Source organism: Pseudomonas nunensis (assembly GCF_024296925.1).
GTDB classification, from domain to species: domain Bacteria; phylum Pseudomonadota; class Gammaproteobacteria; order Pseudomonadales; family Pseudomonadaceae; genus Aquipseudomonas; species Aquipseudomonas nunensis.
In genome coordinates, this window is sequence record NZ_CP101125.1 from 6,215,769 (window position 1) to 6,233,603 (window position 17,835).

Genomic DNA, 17,835 nt, shown 5'->3' on the forward strand with positions numbered 1-17,835 from the left:
CTGCGCTGGTGTTCATCAAGTGGTCAGTGTACGCAGCAGGTTCTTGTAGTCCTCGCGGATGTCCGCGTCGGATTCCTTAAGTTCGTTGATCTTGCGGCAGGCGTGCAAAACGGTCGTGTGGTCGCGGCCGCCAAACACATCGCCGATTTCCGGCAGGCTGTGGTTAGTCAACTCTTTGGAGAGGGCCATTGCAACCTGACGCGGACGTGCGACCGAGCGCGAACGACGCTTGGACAGCAGGTCGGAGATCTTGATCTTGTAGTACTCGGCGACGGTGCGCTGAATGTTATCCACAGAGACCAGTTTGTCTTGCAGCGCCAACAAGTCTTTCAGGGATTCGCGAATCAGCTCGATGGTGATGTCGCGGCCCATGAAGTGCGAGTGGGCGATCACGCGTTTGAGCGCGCCTTCCAGCTCACGGACGTTGGAGCGAATACGCTGGGCAATGAAGAACGCCGCGTCGTGGGGCAGATCGACTTTGGCCTGGTCGGCCTTTTTCATCAGGATCGCCACACGGGTTTCCAGCTCCGGCGGCTCGACGGCAACCGTCAGGCCCCAGCCGAAGCGGGATTTGAGGCGCTCTTCAAGGCCTTCGATTTCTTTCGGGTAGCGGTCACTGGTGAGAATGACCTGCTGGCCACCTTCAAGCAGGGCGTTGAAGGTGTGGAAAAACTCTTCCTGGGAACGTTCCTTGCGAGCGAAGAACTGAATGTCATCGATCAGCAGCGCATCCACCGAACGGTAGAAGCGCTTGAATTCGTTGATCGCGTTCAGTTGTAGTGCCTTGACCATGTCGGCCACGAAACGCTCGGAATGCAGGTACACGACCTTGGCATTCGGATTCTTCTTTAATAGGTGGTTACCCACAGCGTGCATCAAGTGGGTCTTACCCAAGCCAACGCCACCATAAAGGAAGAGCGGGTTGTAACCGTGCTTGGGATTGTCCGCCACTTGCCAGGCCGCAGCCCGGGCCAGCTGGTTGGACTTACCTTCGACGAAGTTCTCGAAGGTAAAGGTGCGGTTCAGGTAGCTGGTGTGCTTGAGCGCGCCTTCGACCTGCACGGTGCGCTGTTCGGCACGGACCGGAGCCTGTTGCGAACTGGCGCCAGCCATCGGGTCGAAGCTGTCGCGAGACGGCTCTTCGCTGACTTCGGCAACTTTTTGCGTTGCACGTTTGGTCTGGGTGGCGGCTGGCGCAGGGGCTGGAGCGCTGACAGGTGCCTGGGCAGTCTGAGCCTGGGAAGCTGCGGCGGCCAGTGGGGCATTGGGTGCCGCACGTGGTGCCGAACTGCGTTTGCTGCCTATTAATAAGGAAAGCACCGGCGCAATGCCGTTGCCATGCTCATCCAGCAGTTCGAGGACGCGGCCCAGGTACTTTTCGTTGACCCAGTCGAGAACAAAACGGTTCGGTGCGTAGACACGCAACTCGTCGCCTTCGGCTTCGACCTGTAGTGGACGGATCCAAGTGTTGAATTGTTGGGCAGGCAGCTCATCGCGCAAAAGCTCCACGCACTGCTGCCAAAGTTCCACTGACACGGATATCCCCTAAGTTGAAAGCCGGTGAGGCAAAAACAAGCGGCCATTGTAGCGGCCAGACGCCCACTTATCCACATGCAGGTTGCGCACAGGCCATGATTTATCAACGCGTTAACTGACAAAAAGACGACCGACGGTATGTGTATAAGCTCTGTGGATAACCGACCATGAGGGCACTGGACAAGTGGGGGGTAAACTCGGTGGATAACTGGCCTGTGGATAACTAGCCATTCCACGCACAGCTTATCCGACAGCGCAGCACAGGCTGACCACCGTTTTCCACCGTAGTTGTCATTCTCTGTACAGCACGACTTAGAAGGGCTTAAGGCAGTTATCCACAGAAGATCGTGTCCCTAGCTTTTATAAGCTTTACAGAAAAGCTTTAAATAATTCCCTTCTTTATTTCTATATCTAGCGAAGGGGGGTCGAACGAGAAAACCGCTGGAGATCTATTTATAAGGAAACGCTGGTTGGAAATTGACCTAGAGGCTTGCTTTCTCTAGAATCCCCGGTCTCTTAAAACGGGGGCCATTCCGGCCCGTTGTGGACGAACCAGGTAACACGACAATGAAACGTACTTTCCAACCAAGCACTATCAAACGCGCTCGTACCCACGGTTTCCGTGCTCGCATGGCTACCAAAAACGGTCGCGCCGTCCTGTCGCGTCGCCGCGCCAAAGGTCGTGCGCGTCTGGCAGTTTGATAATCCGGCACTGGAGGTGAGTCAGGACTTCAGTCGGGACAAGCGTTTGCTTACGCCCCGGCATTTCAAAGCAGTCTTTGACTCCCCTACCGGCAAGGTTCCGGGGAAAAACCTCCTGCTCCTTGCGCGCAACAACGATCTTGATCACCCCCGTCTCGGGTTGGTTATCGGGAAAAAGAGCGTAAAGCTCTCCGTCGAGCGCAATCGCCTCAAACGTCTGATGCGCGAATCGTTTCGCCTGAACCAGGATTCACTGGTCGGTTGGGACATTGTTATCGTCGCGCGCAAAGGTTTGGGCGACGTAGAAAACCCCGAATTGATTCAGCATTTCGGCAAACTCTGGAAGCGTCTGGCACGCAGCACGCCGGTACCAGCAGTCAAAACCGAAACTGTAGGGGTAGACAGTACCGATGCGTAAACTGGCACTCGTTCCGATCCAGTTTTATCGCTATGCCATTAGTCCTCTGATGGCCAGTCACTGTCGTTTCTACCCCAGTTGTTCCTGCTACGCGTATGAAGCCATAGAAAATCATGGCCTTCTGCGCGGTGGCTGGCTGGCCTTTCGTCGTTTAGGTCGCTGTCATCCGTGGAATCCCGGTGGTTATGACCCGGTTCCGCCTATCCCTACCTCCCGTTCTTCTTCGATGGCCGAGTAATCATGGATATCAAACGCACGATCCTGATCGTCGCCCTGGCAATCGTGTCCTACGTTATGGTTCTTAAATGGAACCAGGACTATGGCCAGGCTGCCCTGCCGACTCAGAATGTTGCTTCCAGTACTACCGCACCGGGCCTACCGGACACGGCGACTGGCAATAATGCTTCTGTCAGTGACGACATTCCACGCGCCGCAAGCGATACCAGTGCCACTGCACCTGCTGAAACGCCAGTAGCTGTAAGCAAAGACCTCATCCAGATCAAAACGGATGTGCTCAACCTGGCTATCGACCCACAAGGTGGTGATGTTGCCCAGTTGACGTTGCCGCTGTATCCACGTCGCCAGGACCATCCGGAAATTCCATTCCAGCTGTTCGATAACGGCAACGAGCGGACTTATCTGGCCCAGAGCGGTTTGATCGGCACCGACGGTCCGGACGCAAGTCCAACCGGTCGTCCGGTTTACGCCTCGGAGAAGAAGATCTACCAACTGGCTGACGGTCAGGACCAATTGGTCGTGGACCTGAAGTTCAGCAAGGACGGCGTCAACTACATCAAGCGTTTCACAGTGAAACGTGGCCTGTATGACGTAACCGTTTCCTACTTGATCGACAACGCAAGCGCCAAGCCTTGGTCGGGTGCGATGTTCGCCCAGCTGAAGCGTGACGCCAGCTCCGATCCTTCTTCCAGCACTGCCACCGGCACCGCGACTTACCTGGGCGCCGCCCTGTGGACAAGTAACGAGCCGTACAAGAAAGTGTCGATGAAGGACATGGACAAGGCTCAGCTGAAAGAAACCGTTAACGGTGGTTGGGTTGCCTGGTTGCAACACTACTTTGTGACCGCGTGGATTCCGGCGAAGGGCGAAAACAACGTCGTTCAGACCCGTAAAGACAGCAAAGGCAACTACATCATCGGTTACACCGCTCCGGCAGTGACCGTTGCACCGGGTGCCAAAGGTGAAGTCAGCGCTGTTCTGTACGCCGGCCCGAAAAGCCAGGCTGTGCTGAAAGAGTTGTCCCCGGGTCTGGAATTGACCGTCGACTACGGCATCCTGTGGTTCATTGCCCAGCCAATCTTCTGGTTGCTGCAACACATCCACGCGATTGTGGGTAACTGGGGCTGGTCGATCATCTTCCTGACCATGCTGATCAAAGGGCTTTTCTTCCCTCTGTCGGCTGCCAGCTACAAATCCATGGCGCGCATGCGTGCAGTGGCACCGAAACTGGCCGCGCTGAAAGAGCAACATGGCGACGACCGGCAGAAAATGTCCCAAGCCATGATGGAGCTGTACAAGAAAGAGAAGATCAATCCACTGGGCGGCTGCTTGCCAATCCTGGTGCAGATGCCGGTTTTCCTTTCGCTGTACTGGGTTCTGCTGGAAAGCGTTGAAATGCGCCAAGCGCCTTTCATGCTGTGGATTACTGACCTGTCGATCAAAGACCCGTTCTTCATTCTGCCGATCATCATGGGTGCAACCATGTTTATCCAGCAGCGGTTGAACCCAACGCCTCCGGATCCGATGCAGGCCAAGGTGATGAAGCTGATGCCAATCATCTTCACCTTCTTCTTCCTGTGGTTCCCGGCGGGTCTGGTGCTGTACTGGGTGGTCAACAACTGCCTGTCCATCAGCCAACAGTGGTACATCACACGTAAGATCGAAGCTGCTACCAAAAATGCCGCTGCGTAACTTACTCTGTGGATAACCACTCAAAACGCCCCCTAGTGGGGCGTTTTGCTATCTGTCTCTTTTGTCTGGATACCGGTTTATGAGCTTTCCTCGTGAAACCATCGCTGCCGTCGCCACCGCCCAAGGTCGCGGCGGTGTGGGCATCGTCCGTATTTCCGGGCCGCTGGCGAGTGTGGCGGCCAAAGCCATCAGCGGTCGTGAACTGAAACCGCGGTTTGCCCATTACGGTCCGTTCCTCAGTGAAATCCAAGAGGTGCTGGACGAAGGCATCGCGCTGTATTTCCCGGGGCCGAACTCGTTCACCGGCGAAGATGTGCTGGAACTCCAGGGCCACGGTGGCCCGATCGTGCTGGATATGTTGCTCAAGCGTTGCCTGGAACTGGGTTGCCGACTGGCCCGGCCGGGTGAATTCAGCGAACGCGCCTTCCTCAACGACAAACTCGACCTGGCCCAGGCCGAGGCGATTGCCGATTTGATCGAGGCAAGTTCTGCACAGGCTGCGCGTAATGCCCTGCGTTCTTTGCAGGGTGCGTTTTCCCAGCGTGTGCATAACCTCACCGAGCAATTGATCGGTTTGCGTATCTACGTCGAAGCCGCCATCGACTTCCCGGAAGAAGAAATCGACTTCCTCGCCGATGGCCACGTGCTGAGCATGCTCGATAAAGTCCGCGACGAGTTATCCACAGTCCTTCGCGAAGCCGGGCAGGGTGCCTTGTTGCGCGATGGGATGAATGTGGTGATCGCCGGGCGACCGAATGCCGGCAAATCCAGTTTGTTGAATGCGTTGGCCGGTCGTGAAGCAGCGATCGTTACCGAGATCGCCGGCACCACCCGGGACATTCTTCGCGAACATATCCACATCGATGGCATGCCGTTACACGTAGTCGATACCGCTGGCCTGCGCGATACCGATGACCAGGTTGAAAAAATTGGTGTCGAGCGCGCGTTGAAAGCCATCGGCGAAGCGGATCGGGTGTTATTGGTCGTGGACGCTACTGCACCGGAAGCGCTTGATCCATTTGCCTTGTGGCCAGAATTCCTGGAAACCCGGCCAGATCCGGCCAAAGTCACGCTGATCCGCAACAAGGCTGACCTGACGGGCGAAGCGATTGCCCTGGAAGTCAGCGACGATGGACATGTCACCATCAGTTTGAGTGCCAAGTCAGCGGGCGAGGGCCTGGAGTTGCTGCGCGAACACTTAAAGACCTGCATGGGCTACGAGCAGACCTCGGAAAGCAGTTTCAGTGCACGCCGGCGCCACCTGGAGGCGTTGCGACATGCCAGTGCATCCCTCGAACACGGCCGAGCGCAGCTGACGCTCGCAGGTGCCGGTGAGCTATTGGCTGAGGATTTAAGGCAGGCGCAGCATTCTTTGGGCGAAATCACCGGTGCTTTCAGCTCCGATGACTTGCTGGGACGAATCTTTTCGAGCTTCTGTATCGGCAAATAACAACGAGGGCTGTGGGTAACTTATCCACAGCCCTGTTTATTTTTACCAGTTGTAAGACACCGAACCGAGCAACGTGCGGGTTTCACCCCAGTAGCAACGACCTGCATCGTTACAACCAGACACGTATTCTTTGTCGAAGAGGTTCTTCGCATTGAGGTCGACGGTCCAGTTGCGGTCAATCTGGTAGCCGATTGCGGCATCTACCAAGGTGACGTCGCCGGCATCGAGCTTCCCGTAAAGGGTGGGCGATGTGTAGGCGAACGCACTGTCGAAATAACGCACGCCGCCACCGACATACAGGCCCTTGAGGCTGCTTTCCAGGAACCGGTATTTGGCCCAGACCGAGGCCTGGTTACGCGGCACGCCGGTCATTTGGTGATCCTTGACCAGGGATGTCGCCGAATCCTTGGTAATCCGCGCATCGGTGTAGGTGTAGGCAGCGGTCACATTCAGATTGGGTGTCAGATTGCTGTTGAGTTCCAGCTCCACGCCTTTGGAGCGGCTTTCGCCCACTTGGCGATAGCTGGCGGTGGTTGCGTCGAAGTAGGTGTCGTCCTTTTTGCGCAAGTCGTAGACCGATGCGGTGAACGCCGTGTCCCAACCTACCGGCTCGTATTTCAATCCCACTTCGTATTGGCTGCTGGTGATCGGATCCAGCGGCGCTCCGGAATTGGAAATCTGCTGCACCGGAACAAACGCGGTGGAGTAGCTGACATACGGCGTCAGGCCGTTGTCGAACTGGTACATCACGCCGCCCTGATACGTGAACTTCTTGTCCTCGGAGCTGATGTTGCTGCCCCTGGCCACTTTGTCGCGGAAGTCACTGTCGACCCAGTCCTGCCGACCACCCAACAGAAACAGCCAATGGTCGTACTTGCTCTGGATCTGGGCATAAGCGCCCTTCATCTGCTGTTCCAGCAAGGTGTTTTGCACCGCGATCGGCGTTGTCGGGTCACGCAGGTAAACCGGGTTGTAGATATCAATCGGTCCAACCACGCCGGCATCCCAGTCCTGATTGAAGGACGTTCGGTCGAAACTTCCACCGAACAACACGGTGTTTTCCAGACCGCCGACCTGGAATTTGCCTTCCAGTTGGTTATCCAGCGAGTAAACCATCGACTTGTTGAAGCGATCGTAAGCCGTCATGTTCAGGCGTGTGCCAAAACCGACGTTGTTCAGATTACCCGGCCAGGTTTCGTGGCGGGTGATGCGCGATTGCATGTACCGCGAGTTTTGCCGGAACTGCCAGTCGTCGTTGAAGCTGTGGGTAAATTCATAACCCGTGCTCCAGGTTTCCCGCTCGAACGTGTTCCAGTCCGGATCACCGAGCATGGTGTCCTTGGATAACTTGCCGTTGGGGTTCGTCAGTAACGTGCCTGCTGCGGGTAGGCCGAGTTCCATGTTGGTGTGGTCTTTCTGGTAGTTGGCCAGCAGGGTCAGCGTGTTGAAGTCGTCGAAATTCAGGGTCAGCGACGGCGCGATATACAGGCGATCGTCCGGCACGTGGTCGGTCTGGGTATCGGCGTTGCGCCCCAGCATGACGATCCGGCCCTGGATGTTGCCCTCGTCATTCAAAGGGCCGGAGACATCGACCCCCAGCTGACGCCGATTGTTGGAGCCATAACTCAGTTGCACTTCACCTTGGGGCGTTGCGGTAGGACGTTTGCTCACCAGATTGACCAGGCCGCCAGGCGCGTTTTCGCCATAGAGCAGCGAGGAGGGGCCGCGGAAAATCTCGACGCGTTCCAACCCATAAGGTTCGGTGCTGGTGTCATACCGATTGCCCTGAACACGCAAACCATCGCGCAACAAGCCGTAGCCGTAATCGGTCGCGTTGAAACCGCGAATGAAGAACAGGTCACCCGCCAGGCTATCGCCGGCAGCGAAGGGTGGCGCGAAGATCCCCGGCACATAACCCAGCACATCGGTGAGGGTTTGTGACTTTTGATCTTTCATGCGCTGAGCGGTCACGACCGATACTGAACGAGGCGTTTCCGACAGCGGCGTGCTGGTTTTCGTACCGACCCGACTGTTCGCTGCCTTGTAGCCAACGTCGGCGGCGTAATCCAGGTTCATCTCATTTTGTTGCGAGCCCGTGATATTGGTCGGCCCCAGGACCAGCGAACCCGTCGCCGGTAAGGGTTGCAGAATATAACTGCCCGGCGCCTGGGGCACCGCTTGCAACCCGGATGCCTGCAGCAGCATCTCGAACCCTTGTTCGATGGAATAGCTTCCGGCCAAGCCCTGGCTGCGCATTTGACCGGTTTGCTGTGGCGAGAACGACAGAATCACATTGGCTGCAGAGGCGAACTGGCTCAGCGCGTTATCCAACGGACCGGCAGCGATGGCATAACGCTGCACGGCGCTGGCGGCGACAGCACTGCTGGTGGTCAACATGCCACTCGCGGCCGTGGTCATCAACAAACTGTAGGCAATGCAATGGTGGGAAAAGCGCAGTCGGAACGTAGGAAGTCGCATGAATGGGTAAGCCCTGAAGGTGGCAAAGAGCCGCGTTTATCGCGATTACCTGTAGGGCCGTGTCAGGACTGAAAAAGATAACCCTGATCCAGATTTATTTTCCCAAGTGTCAGGCAGCCTGACTGATCGACACCCAGTAACGGGTGAAATATCGCACGCTGATCGGCAACGACGCTTGCAGGTTGGCGAGCACCGCGTCAGTCGAATCAAGGCGGAACGTGCCGGAAACCCGCAATCGTGCAGCCCGTTCATCACATTGCAGGATCCCGGAGCGATAGCGCCCCAGTTCACGGATGACATCGCCCAGTGGTGCATCGAGCACGATCAACTGCCCGTTGATCCAGGCCGCTTCCGACAACTGATACGGATGAATCCTACCGAGGCTGTCGCTGCTGAAGTCCACGCCTTCCCCCGCATTCAACACGCGCGGGCTGCCTGTCTGATCGGCGGGTTGAATGCTGACTCGATCTTCGAGCACGCCAACCCGGGTCGTTCCCGATAGCTGGTGCACTGAAAAACGTGTTCCCAGGGCTTGAACCCGGCCTTCGCAGGTTTCGACAAAGAACGGGCGCGTGTCTCCAAGCTTTCCGGTGCGGATCAGGATTTCCCCTGAGCGCAAACGGATCAACCGTTGCTGGCCATCGAACAAGACGTCGATGGCTGTGTTGGTGTTGAGATGAATCTGGCTACCGTCAGCGAGTTCGATTTTCCGCCGTTGGCCGACCTTGGTTGAATAATCGGCCCAGACATTGCCCAGGGCTGTGTGCCGTCGCACATTCCAGCCAACGTAGCCGGTGCCCGCGAGGATCAGCAAAAGCTTGAGTACTTGCCGGCGTTGCTGAGTAGAAGAGAGCGCGCGCCGCGTCAGGTCCCGGGGCATTGCGCCCAAGTGCCGTTGCAGTTGTTCCATCTGGTTCCAGGCAGCGAGGTGCGCGGGATTGCTATCGACCCAATGCTGCCAGGCTTGGCGTTGTGCCGGCGATGGCGGTTCGCTCTGGAACTGCACGTACCAACTGGCGGCCGCCTCGAAGACTTTACGATCAGGCGCGGCCGACATCAGAAGCCCGCCATGATCATGGAACATTCCGTGAGGGCACGGATCATGTGTTTCTTCACCGTTGTCAGCGAAACCTTCAACTCAAGTGCGATCTGTTGATAAGTCAGCCCGTCGATCTGCGACAGCATGAAAATCCGCTGGGCCCGGGCACCGAGACTGGCCAAGGCTTTATCCACAGCCACCAGGGTCTCGATGATCAGGGCTTTGTCTTCTTCGCTGATGGCCGTCGCTTCGGGTCGCGCTGCCAATGTTTCGAGGTAGGCCACTTCTATAGCGTGCCGCCGATAGCGATCGATCACCAGGCCCCGCGCTACGGTCGCCAGATAGTCCCGCGGCTCGCGAATCTGTGTGGCATTACGCGAACCAAGAATGCGCACGAACGTATCGTGCGCCACATCGGCGGCATCGCAAGCGTCATGCAGTTTTCCCTTGAGCCATCCATACAACCAGGAATGGTGCTGCTCATAGATGTGCTGAACGGCTGCCGTATGGGAGGGTAGGGACATAGGAGAAGGGGATGAGTTAATGATAATGGCTATTATTAGCTTCTGTTACGTCTTCTCACAATAGCCCTGCCTACCAAGTATCGGCTCCTCGATAGGTCTTTTTTGAATCTGCTACGCGATGGCTTCTGGCCTTTCGCGAAATCTGGCTGCCTTCAATTCGATGAAATGCGGGTTTTCTGTGGATTAAGCCCTGTGAATAAGTGCCACTAAGGGCAGTTGATAACAGCGCCTGAAAACTGAAGATAAACCCACCTGTGGATAACCACCCATTTCATCCACAGGCTTACACCGGTTATCCAAGGGTCTCGTTGGCATATGAACACAGGGTTTTGAATCTATGTACACATTGAATATAAAGGCCTGTAGAGATCTATCCACAGAAATGGTGCTCAGTAGAAATAAACATAAAAACAAAGATTTAATAAATTTCTCTCTTTTTAATTTCTATAACCTCGACTTCTCCACAGCTGGTTAAATTTTGTGCAAAGGGTTCTTTAGGAAGGGCGAAGTCCCTATACTTGCCGACCAGGTCCAAAAACCTGTGGTCAACCTATTCCGGATTACCTAACTGAAGCAGGCACGAGGTGCGTGGTGGATTTCCCTTCCCGTTTTGAAGTGATCGTCATCGGCGGCGGTCATGCCGGTACCGAGGCAGCACTGGCGTCAGCACGTATGGGGGCAAAAACCCTGTTGCTGACGCATAACGTGGAAACCCTCGGTGCCATGAGTTGCAACCCTGCCATTGGCGGGATCGGCAAAAGCCACCTGGTCAAGGAAATCGATGCCCTCGGCGGCGCGATGGCCATGGCCACCGATAAGGGTGGTATCCAGTTTCGCGTGTTGAACAGCCGCAAAGGCCCGGCCGTGCGAGCGACTCGCGCTCAAGCCGATCGGGTTCTGTACAAGGCCGCTGTCCGCGAAGCCCTGGAAAACCAGCCGAACCTGTGGATATTTCAACAAGCCGCTGATGACCTGATCGTCGAGCAGGAAACGGTGCGTGGTGTTGTCACCCAAATGGGTCTGCGTTTCTTCGCCGATTCCGTGGTGCTGACCACTGGCACCTTCCTAGGTGGACTTATCCACATCGGAATGCAGAATTATTCCGGCGGTCGCGCCGGTGATCCGCCATCGATTGCCCTGGCTCACCGTTTGCGTGAATTGCCACTGCGCGTTGGTCGCCTGAAAACCGGTACGCCGCCGCGTATCGACGGTCGTTCTGTGGATTTCTCGGTAATGACCGAGCAAGCAGGCGATACGCCGATCCCGGTGATGTCGTTCATGGGCTCGAAAGAGCAGCACCCGAAACAGGTCAGCTGCTGGATTACCCACACCAACGCCCGCACCCACGAAATCATTGCCGCGAACCTCGACCGTTCGCCGATGTATTCCGATGCAGGCTTGATCGAAGGCATCGGCCCGCGCTATTGCCCGTCGATCGAAGACAAGATTCACCGCTTTGCCGACAAGGAAAGCCATCAGGTCTTCATCGAACCGGAAGGTTTGACCACCCACGAGCTGTACCCGAACGGGATCTCCACATCCCTGCCGTTCGACGTGCAATTGCAGATCGTGCAATCGATTCGCGGCATGGAAAACGCGCACATCGTTCGCCCAGGCTACGCCATCGAATACGACTACTTCGACCCGCGTGACCTGAAGTACAGCCTGGAAACCAAAGTGATTGCCGGTCTGTTTTTCGCCGGGCAAATCAACGGCACTACCGGTTACGAAGAAGCCGGCGCCCAGGGTTTGCTGGCCGGGGCCAACGCCGCACTGCGTGCACAGGGCAAAGACGCCTGGTGTCCGCGTCGCGACGAGGCGTACATCGGCGTGTTGGTCGACGACCTGATTACCTTGGGTACCCAGGAACCGTACCGGATGTTCACGTCCCGGGCCGAATACCGGCTGATCCTGCGCGAAGACAACGCTGATCTGCGTCTGACCGAAAAAGGTCGCGAACTCGGTTTGGTCGATGACGCGCGCTGGGCGGCCTTCTGCAAAAAACGCGAAAGCATCGATCTGGAAGAGCAGCGCCTGAAAAGTACCTGGGTTCGCCCAGGCACCGAGCAGGGCGATGCGATCTCCGAAAAGTTCGGTACGCCGCTGACCCACGAATACAATTTGCTCAACCTCTTGAGCCGTCCGGAAATCGACTACGCTGGTCTGATCGCCGTGACGGGCGGTGGTGCAGAAGATCCACAGGTCGCCGAGCAGGTCGAAATCAAGACCAAATACGCCGGCTACATCGATCGCCAGCAGGATGAAATCGTTCGTCTGCGGGCCAGCGAAGATACAAAACTACCTGTGGATATCGATTACACGAACATCTCCGGACTCTCGAAAGAGATCCAGAGCAAGCTCGGTGCGACCCGTCCGGAAACCCTGGGCCAGGCGTCGCGCATCCCGGGCGTGACCCCGGCGGCGATTTCGCTGTTGATGATTCATTTGAAAAAACGCGGCGCGGGCCGTCAGTTGGAGCAAAGCGCTTGAGTTCGTTGGTCACCTCGCAACATGCAGAAGAGTTATCCACAGGTGCTCGCCAGCTCGGTGTCACACTGACAGAGACCCAGCACGCGTTGCTGCTGGGTTATCTGGCCCTGTTGATCAAATGGAACAAGGCCTACAACCTGACCGCCGTGCGCGATCCGGACGAAATGGTGTCCCGTCACCTGCTCGACAGTCTGAGCGTGATGTCATTTGTGGAAAACGGCCGCTGGCTGGACGTTGGCAGCGGCGGCGGCATGCCCGGTATCCCGTTGGCGATCCTGTTTCCGGACTCCCAAGTGACTTGCCTGGACAGCAACGGCAAGAAAACCCGCTTCCTGACCCAGGTCAAACTCGAACTCAAACTGGATAACCTGCAAGTTATCCACAGTCGCGTCGAAGCTTTCCAGCCAGAACTGCCGTTCAACGGGATCATCTCCCGGGCGTTCAGCAGCATGGAAAACTTCAGCAACTGGACTCGCCACCTTGGCGACCGCGATACACGTTGGCTGGCAATGAAGGGCGTTCATCCCGCCGATGAGCTGGTAGCATTGCCGGCAGACTTCCACCTCGATAGCGAACACGCCCTGGCCGTACCCGGTTGCCAAGGCCAACGCCATCTGCTGATACTGCGCCGCACGGCATGATTGGGAACACAAGCAAGAATGGCTAAGGTATTCGCGATAGCGAACCAAAAGGGTGGTGTGGGCAAGACCACCACCTGCATCAACCTCGCAGCTTCCCTGGTCGCTACCAAGCGTCGGGTGCTGTTGATCGATCTCGATCCACAGGGCAACGCCACCATGGGTAGCGGTGTGGATAAACATGGCCTGGAAAACTCGGTCTACGACCTGCTGATCGGCGAATGCGACCTGGCCCAGGCCATGCATTTCTCCGAGCATGGTGGTTACCAGTTGTTGCCGGCCAACCGTGATTTGACGGCCGCCGAAGTGGTGTTGCTGGAAATGCAGATGAAGGAAAGTCGTCTGCGCAGCGCGTTGGCGCCAATCCGTGAAAACTACGATTACATTTTGATCGACTGCCCGCCGTCGTTGTCGATGCTGACACTGAACGCGTTGGTGGCGGCCGATGGGGTGATTATCCCCATGCAGTGCGAGTACTTCGCGCTGGAAGGTTTGAGCGACCTTGTGGATAACATCAAGCGCATCGCCGAACTGCTGAACCCGAACCTGAAAGTCGAAGGCCTGTTGCGGACCATGTACGACCCGCGCCTGAGCCTGATGAACGATGTCTCGGCGCAGCTCAAGGAACACTTCGGCGAGCAGCTCTACGACACCGTGATTCCGCGCAACATCCGCTTGGCCGAAGCGCCAAGCTATGGCATGCCGGCGCTGGCGTACGACAAAGCATCGCGGGGCGCTATCGCTTATCTGGCATTGGCAGGCGAACTGGTTCGCCGTCAACGCAAAAACTCACGCACCGCCGCCGCTCAGGCAACTTAAGGAATCCCCATGGCCGTCAAGAAACGAGGTCTCGGACGTGGACTGGATGCACTGCTGAGTGGTCCGACTGTCAGCTCGCTCGAAGAGCAAGCGGTACAAGCCGATCAGCGTGAGCTGCAACACCTGCCCCTGGACCTGATCCAGCGCGGCAAGTATCAGCCGCGTCGGGACATGGATCCCCAGGCGCTCGAAGAACTGGCGATGTCGATCAAGGCCCAGGGCGTGATGCAGCCAATCGTGGTTCGCCCGATCGGCAGCGGTCGTTTCGAAATCATCGCCGGTGAACGCCGTTGGCGTGCCAGCCAGCAGGCTGGCCAGGAAACCATCCCGGCGATGGTTCGCGATGTGCCGGATGAAACTGCTATCGCGATGGCGCTGATCGAGAACATCCAGCGCGAAGACCTCAATCCGATCGAGGAAGCGGTAGCGCTGCAGCGTTTGCAGCAGGAATTCCAGCTGACTCAGCAACAAGTTGCAGAAGCAGTGGGCAAATCCCGGGTAACCGTGGCGAACCTGCTACGCTTGATCGCGTTGCCGGAAGTTATCAAAACCATGCTGTCCCACGGCGACCTGGAAATGGGTCATGCACGTGCTTTGCTGGGTTTGCCGGAAAATCAACAGGTTGAAGGGGCGCGACATGTTGTCGCACGTGGGCTGACCGTGCGCCAAACCGAGGCACTGGTTCGCCAGTGGCTGAGTGGTAAACCGGAGCCTGTGGAACCTGCAAAACCGGACCCGGATATTGCCCGTCTCGAGCAGCGCCTGGCCGAGCGCCTAGGCTCTGCGGTGCAGATTCGCCACGGAAAGAAGGGCAAAGGGCAGTTAGTGATTGGCTACAACTCTCTCGACGAGCTTCAAGGCGTGCTTGCTCACATCCGCTGAAACATTTCCTCATGTAGCGCGCAGTCGGAAATCACTACCTGACAGTTGAATAGGGGCTGAACCGCCCCTATACTCTGCGCGCATTTTGTCGGCACAAATTATGCCAAGTTATTGAATTCTGGCAGCCGACCATTGGGGAGTAAAAGTGATGGAAACACGCACGCCAAACCGCTTGCCGTTCCATCGCCTGGCAGTTTTTCCGGTGTTAATGGCTCAATTTATCGTTTTGCTCATTGCCGCTTTGGCGCTGTGGCAATGGTATGGAGTCGTTGCCGGGTACTCAGGACTCTGCGGAGGCCTGATAGCCTTGTTACCCAATGTTTATTTCGCTCACAGGGCATTTCGGTTTTCCGGCGCCCGAGCAGCTCAAGCCATCGTCCGGTCTTTTTATGCTGGCGAGGCGGGCAAATTAATTCTGACGGCAGTGCTCTTTGCATTGACGTTTGCAGGTGTGAAGCCATTGGCGCCGCTAGCTGTATTCGGCGTCTTCGTGTTGACCCAACTGGTCAGCTGGTTCGCGCCCCTGCTGATGAGAACAAGACTTTCGAGACCTTAGGGCGTTTGAGGCAACCATGGCAGAGACAACCGCTTCGGGCTATATCCAGCACCACTTGCAGAACCTGACTTTCGGTCAGCATCCTACCGGCGGCTGGGGCTTTGCCCACACCGCAGCAGAGGCCAAAGAAATGGGCTTCTGGGCTTTCCACGTCGATACCCTCGGCTGGTCGGTCGCGTTGGGTCTGATCTTCGTTCTGATTTTCCGCATGGCGGCAAAGAAGGCGACTTCCGGTCAACCAGGTGCTTTGCAGAACTTCGTTGAAGTATTGGTCGAATTCGTCGATGGCAGCGTGAAAGACAGCTTCCATGGTCGTAGCCCGGTGATTGCACCGCTGGCACTGACTATCTTCGTCTGGGTCTTCCTGATGAACGCCGTCGACCTGATTCCGGTCGACTGGATTCCTCACCTGGCCATCCTGATCACTGGCGATTCGCACATTCCATTCCGTGCCGTATCGACCACTGACCCGAACGCTACCCTGGGCATGGCCCTGTCAGTGTTCGCGTTGATCATTTTCTACAGCATCAAGGTCAAGGGCATCGGCGGCTTCATCGGCGAACTGACCCTGCACCCGTTCGGCAGCAAGAACATCTTCGTTCAAGCCCTGCTGATCCCGGTGAACTTCCTGCTGGAGTTCGTGACACTGATCGCCAAGCCAATTTCCCTGGCACTGCGTCTGTTCGGCAACATGTATGCCGGCGAGCTGGTCTTCATTCTGATCGCTGTGATGTTCGGCAGTGGTCTGCTCTGGCTTAGCGGCCTGGGCGTAGTTCTGCAGTGGGCGTGGGCTGTGTTCCACATCCTGATCATCACCCTGCAGGCGTTTATCTTCATGATGCTGACCATCGTTTACTTGTCGATGGCGCACGAAGAGAACCATTAAGACCAGTCTCGACTAGTCTGATGTCCCACTCGGTCAAACGAGTGGGTGCCCGAACAGGGCTTATGAAACGATTTGTTTTACCGCTTTAAAATCTAAAAAACCTAAACCATACGACGTAAAAGTCGGGAGGAAAGATGGAAACTGTAGTTGGTCTAACCGCTATCGCTGTTGCACTGTTGATCGGCCTGGGCGCACTGGGTACCGCAATTGGTTTCGGCCTGTTGGGCGGCAAGTTCCTGGAAGGCGCAGCGCGTCAACCAGAAATGGTTCCAATGCTGCAAGTCAAAATGTTCATCGTTGCCGGTCTGCTCGACGCCGTAACCATGATCGGTGTTGGTATCGCTCTGTTCTTCACCTTCGCGAACCCATTCGTTGGTCAACTCGCTGGCTAATTACTCGAACCTTCGAGTAATTGGTGTGATGTGCAACGAACGAGCGAGGTGTTGGCGTGAACATTAATGCAACCCTGATTGGCCAGTCCGTTGCGTTCTTCATTTTTGTACTGTTTTGCATGAAGTTCGTGTGGCCTCCGGTCATCGCGGCTTTGCACGAACGTCAGAAGAAGATCGCGGATGGACTGGACGCTGCCGCCCGAGCAGCTCGCGACCTGGAGCTGGCCCAAGATAAAGCGGGTCAGCAACTGCGCGAAGCTAAGGCTCAAGCAGCTGAAATCATTGAGCAAGCCAAGAAACGCGGTAACCAGATTGTTGAAGAGGCTGTTGAAAAAGCCCGTATCGACGCTGACCGTGTGAAGGTTCAGGCTCAGGCCGAGATCGAGCAGGAACTGAACAGTGTCAAAGACGCGCTGCGTGCCCAACTGGGTAGCCTGGCAGTCTCTGGCGCCGAGAAGATCCTGGGTTCCACAATCGATCAAAACGCGCACGCGGAGCTGGTAAACAAACTGGCTGCTGAAATTTAAGCGAGGGCGATCATGGCAGAATTGACCACGTTGGCCCGACCTTACGCTAAGGCAGCCTTCGAGCACGCCCAGGCCCACCAGCAACTGGCCTCTTGGTCAGCCATGCTCGGCCTGGCTGCAGCAGTGTCGCAAGACGACACCATGCAGCGCGTGCTCAAGGCCCCGCGACTGACGAGCGCAGACAAGGCCGCCACGTTTATTGACGTGTGCGGCGACAAGTTTGATGCCAAGGCACAGAACTTCATCAACGTCGTTTCCGAAAACGACCGTCTCCCGCTTTTGCCGGAGATATCCGCTCTGTTTGACCTGTACAAGGCCGAACAAGAGAAATCGGTAGACGTTGAAGTGACCAGTGCTTTTGCATTGAACCAAGAACAGCAAGACAAACTCGCCAAGGTTCTCAGTGCACGACTCAACCGGGAAGTGCGCCTGCAAGTCGAGGAAGACAAATCCCTGATCGGGGGCATTGTCATCCGCGCCGGCGACCTGGTTATCGATGGCTCGGTTCGCGGCAAACTCGCGAGCCTTGCCGAAGCATTGAAATCTTGAGTTTGAAGGGGCAGCAGAGC

18 protein-coding genes are annotated in these 17,835 nt (G+C 56.6%); 14 read left to right on the plus strand and 4 right to left on the minus strand.

The genetic code is table 11. From position 1 onward, the window contains the following. Positions 1 to 15 precede the first annotated feature (15 nt). Positions 16 to 1,536 (minus strand): chromosomal replication initiator protein DnaA, encoded by a 1,521-nt coding sequence (gene dnaA, locus NK667_RS27305; protein WP_054048135.1) that lies wholly within the window; start codon positions 1,534 to 1,536, stop codon positions 16 to 18. A 567-nt stretch (positions 1,537 to 2,103) separates the two neighbouring features. On the opposite strand from dnaA, the gene rpmH reads away from it, so the two are divergent. From rpmH to mnmE, 5 genes are all read left to right on the plus strand, one after another. After that, positions 2,104 to 2,238: a 50S ribosomal protein L34 gene (rpmH, locus tag NK667_RS27310; RefSeq protein WP_003213577.1), complete on the plus strand. Its 135-nt coding sequence runs from the start codon at positions 2,104 to 2,106 to the stop codon at positions 2,236 to 2,238. A 16-nt stretch (positions 2,239 to 2,254) separates the two neighbouring features. Continuing rightward, positions 2,255 to 2,656, plus strand: a complete 402-nt coding sequence (gene rnpA / locus NK667_RS27315; protein WP_054048735.1) for a ribonuclease P protein component — start codon at positions 2,255 to 2,257, stop codon at positions 2,654 to 2,656. Then, positions 2,649 to 2,894, plus strand: a complete 246-nt coding sequence (gene yidD / locus NK667_RS27320) for a membrane protein insertion efficiency factor YidD (protein WP_080761984.1) — start codon at positions 2,649 to 2,651, stop codon at positions 2,892 to 2,894. The genes rnpA and yidD overlap by 8 nt, the downstream gene beginning before the upstream one ends. Positions 2,895 to 2,896: 2 nt before the next feature. Then, positions 2,897 to 4,585: a membrane protein insertase YidC gene (yidC, locus tag NK667_RS27325; RefSeq protein WP_054617149.1), complete on the plus strand. Its 1,689-nt coding sequence runs from the start codon at positions 2,897 to 2,899 to the stop codon at positions 4,583 to 4,585. 79 nt (positions 4,586 to 4,664) lie between these two features. Then, complete coding sequence (gene mnmE / locus NK667_RS27330) at positions 4,665 to 6,035, plus strand: tRNA uridine-5-carboxymethylaminomethyl(34) synthesis GTPase MnmE (protein ID WP_054617148.1); 1,371 nt, start codon at positions 4,665 to 4,667, stop codon at positions 6,033 to 6,035. Positions 6,036 to 6,077: 42 nt separating this feature from the next. Here the strand turns inward: mnmE and NK667_RS27335 are convergent, their stop codons facing one another. The 3 genes from NK667_RS27335 to NK667_RS27345 all read right to left on the minus strand — a co-directional run bounded on the left by NK667_RS27335 (position 6,078) and on the right by NK667_RS27345 (position 10,076). After that, positions 6,078 to 8,513, minus strand: a complete 2,436-nt coding sequence (locus NK667_RS27335) for a TonB-dependent siderophore receptor (protein WP_054617147.1) — start codon at positions 8,511 to 8,513, stop codon at positions 6,078 to 6,080. Between the two features lie 109 nt (positions 8,514 to 8,622). Continuing rightward, the gene (locus tag NK667_RS27340) at positions 8,623 to 9,570 is read right to left on the minus strand and encodes a FecR domain-containing protein (protein WP_054617146.1); all 948 of its coding nucleotides are present in this window, start codon (positions 9,568 to 9,570) and stop codon (positions 8,623 to 8,625) included. Further along, positions 9,570 to 10,076, minus strand: a complete 507-nt coding sequence (locus NK667_RS27345; protein ID WP_054617145.1) for a sigma-70 family RNA polymerase sigma factor — start codon at positions 10,074 to 10,076, stop codon at positions 9,570 to 9,572. The genes NK667_RS27340 and NK667_RS27345 overlap by 1 nt, the downstream gene beginning before the upstream one ends. 591 nt (positions 10,077 to 10,667) lie before the next feature. Here NK667_RS27345 and mnmG point away from each other — a divergent pair. From mnmG to NK667_RS27390, 9 genes are all read left to right on the plus strand, one after another. Next, on the plus strand, positions 10,668 to 12,566 hold the full coding sequence (gene mnmG, locus NK667_RS27350) for a tRNA uridine-5-carboxymethylaminomethyl(34) synthesis enzyme MnmG (protein WP_054048147.1): 1,899 nt from the start codon (positions 10,668 to 10,670) through the stop codon (positions 12,564 to 12,566). Next, positions 12,563 to 13,207, plus strand: coding sequence for a 16S rRNA (guanine(527)-N(7))-methyltransferase RsmG (gene rsmG / locus NK667_RS27355; RefSeq protein ID WP_054048149.1), 645 nt, complete (start codon positions 12,563 to 12,565; stop codon positions 13,205 to 13,207). The genes mnmG and rsmG overlap by 4 nt, the downstream gene beginning before the upstream one ends. A gap of 18 nt (positions 13,208 to 13,225) precedes the next feature. Beyond that, positions 13,226 to 14,023: a ParA family protein gene (locus NK667_RS27360; protein ID WP_054048151.1), complete on the plus strand. Its 798-nt coding sequence runs from the start codon at positions 13,226 to 13,228 to the stop codon at positions 14,021 to 14,023. A 9-nt stretch (positions 14,024 to 14,032) separates the two neighbouring features. Beyond that, positions 14,033 to 14,905: a ParB/RepB/Spo0J family partition protein gene (locus NK667_RS27365; RefSeq protein WP_054048153.1), complete on the plus strand. Its 873-nt coding sequence runs from the start codon at positions 14,033 to 14,035 to the stop codon at positions 14,903 to 14,905. A gap of 148 nt (positions 14,906 to 15,053) precedes the next feature. Continuing rightward, positions 15,054 to 15,461 carry a F0F1 ATP synthase subunit I gene (locus NK667_RS27370; protein WP_054048155.1) on the plus strand — a complete coding sequence of 136 codons (408 nt, stop codon included), beginning with the start codon at positions 15,054 to 15,056 and terminating at the stop codon, positions 15,459 to 15,461. A gap of 16 nt (positions 15,462 to 15,477) precedes the next feature. Next, positions 15,478 to 16,347 carry a F0F1 ATP synthase subunit A gene (atpB, locus tag NK667_RS27375; RefSeq protein WP_054048157.1) on the plus strand — a complete coding sequence of 290 codons (870 nt, stop codon included), beginning with the start codon at positions 15,478 to 15,480 and terminating at the stop codon, positions 16,345 to 16,347. Between the two features lie 134 nt (positions 16,348 to 16,481). Continuing rightward, a complete protein-coding gene (atpE, locus tag NK667_RS27380; protein ID WP_002555987.1) occupies positions 16,482 to 16,739 on the plus strand; it encodes a F0F1 ATP synthase subunit C in 258 nt (85 codons plus the stop codon). A 56-nt stretch (positions 16,740 to 16,795) separates the two neighbouring features. Continuing rightward, positions 16,796 to 17,266 (plus strand): F0F1 ATP synthase subunit B, encoded by a 471-nt coding sequence (locus tag NK667_RS27385; RefSeq protein WP_007948090.1) that lies wholly within the window; start codon positions 16,796 to 16,798, stop codon positions 17,264 to 17,266. A gap of 12 nt (positions 17,267 to 17,278) precedes the next feature. Further along, positions 17,279 to 17,815 carry a F0F1 ATP synthase subunit delta gene (locus tag NK667_RS27390; protein ID WP_054048159.1) on the plus strand — a complete coding sequence of 179 codons (537 nt, stop codon included), beginning with the start codon at positions 17,279 to 17,281 and terminating at the stop codon, positions 17,813 to 17,815. The last annotated feature ends 20 nt before the right edge of the window (positions 17,816 to 17,835 follow it).

Coding starts and splice junctions, on each gene's coding strand:
- rpmH (WP_003213577.1), top strand. CDS start 2,104: ATGAAACGTACTTTCCAACCAAGCACTATCAAACGCGCTCGTACCCAC.
- yidD (WP_080761984.1), top strand. CDS start 2,649: ATGCGTAAACTGGCACTCGTTCCGATCCAGTTTTATCGCTATGCCATT.
- yidC (WP_054617149.1), top strand. CDS start 2,897: ATGGATATCAAACGCACGATCCTGATCGTCGCCCTGGCAATCGTGTCC.
- mnmE (WP_054617148.1), top strand. CDS start 4,665: ATGAGCTTTCCTCGTGAAACCATCGCTGCCGTCGCCACCGCCCAAGGT.
- NK667_RS27335 (WP_054617147.1), bottom strand. CDS start 8,513: ATGCGACTTCCTACGTTCCGACTGCGCTTTTCCCACCATTGCATTGCC.
- NK667_RS27340 (WP_054617146.1), bottom strand. CDS start 9,570: ATGTCGGCCGCGCCTGATCGTAAAGTCTTCGAGGCGGCCGCCAGTTGG.
- NK667_RS27345 (WP_054617145.1), bottom strand. CDS start 10,076: ATGTCCCTACCCTCCCATACGGCAGCCGTTCAGCACATCTATGAGCAG.
- NK667_RS27360 (WP_054048151.1), top strand. CDS start 13,226: ATGGCTAAGGTATTCGCGATAGCGAACCAAAAGGGTGGTGTGGGCAAG.
- NK667_RS27365 (WP_054048153.1), top strand. CDS start 14,033: ATGGCCGTCAAGAAACGAGGTCTCGGACGTGGACTGGATGCACTGCTG.
- NK667_RS27370 (WP_054048155.1), top strand. CDS start 15,054: ATGGAAACACGCACGCCAAACCGCTTGCCGTTCCATCGCCTGGCAGTT.
- atpB (WP_054048157.1), top strand. CDS start 15,478: ATGGCAGAGACAACCGCTTCGGGCTATATCCAGCACCACTTGCAGAAC.
- atpE (WP_002555987.1), top strand. CDS start 16,482: ATGGAAACTGTAGTTGGTCTAACCGCTATCGCTGTTGCACTGTTGATC.
- NK667_RS27390 (WP_054048159.1), top strand. CDS start 17,279: ATGGCAGAATTGACCACGTTGGCCCGACCTTACGCTAAGGCAGCCTTC.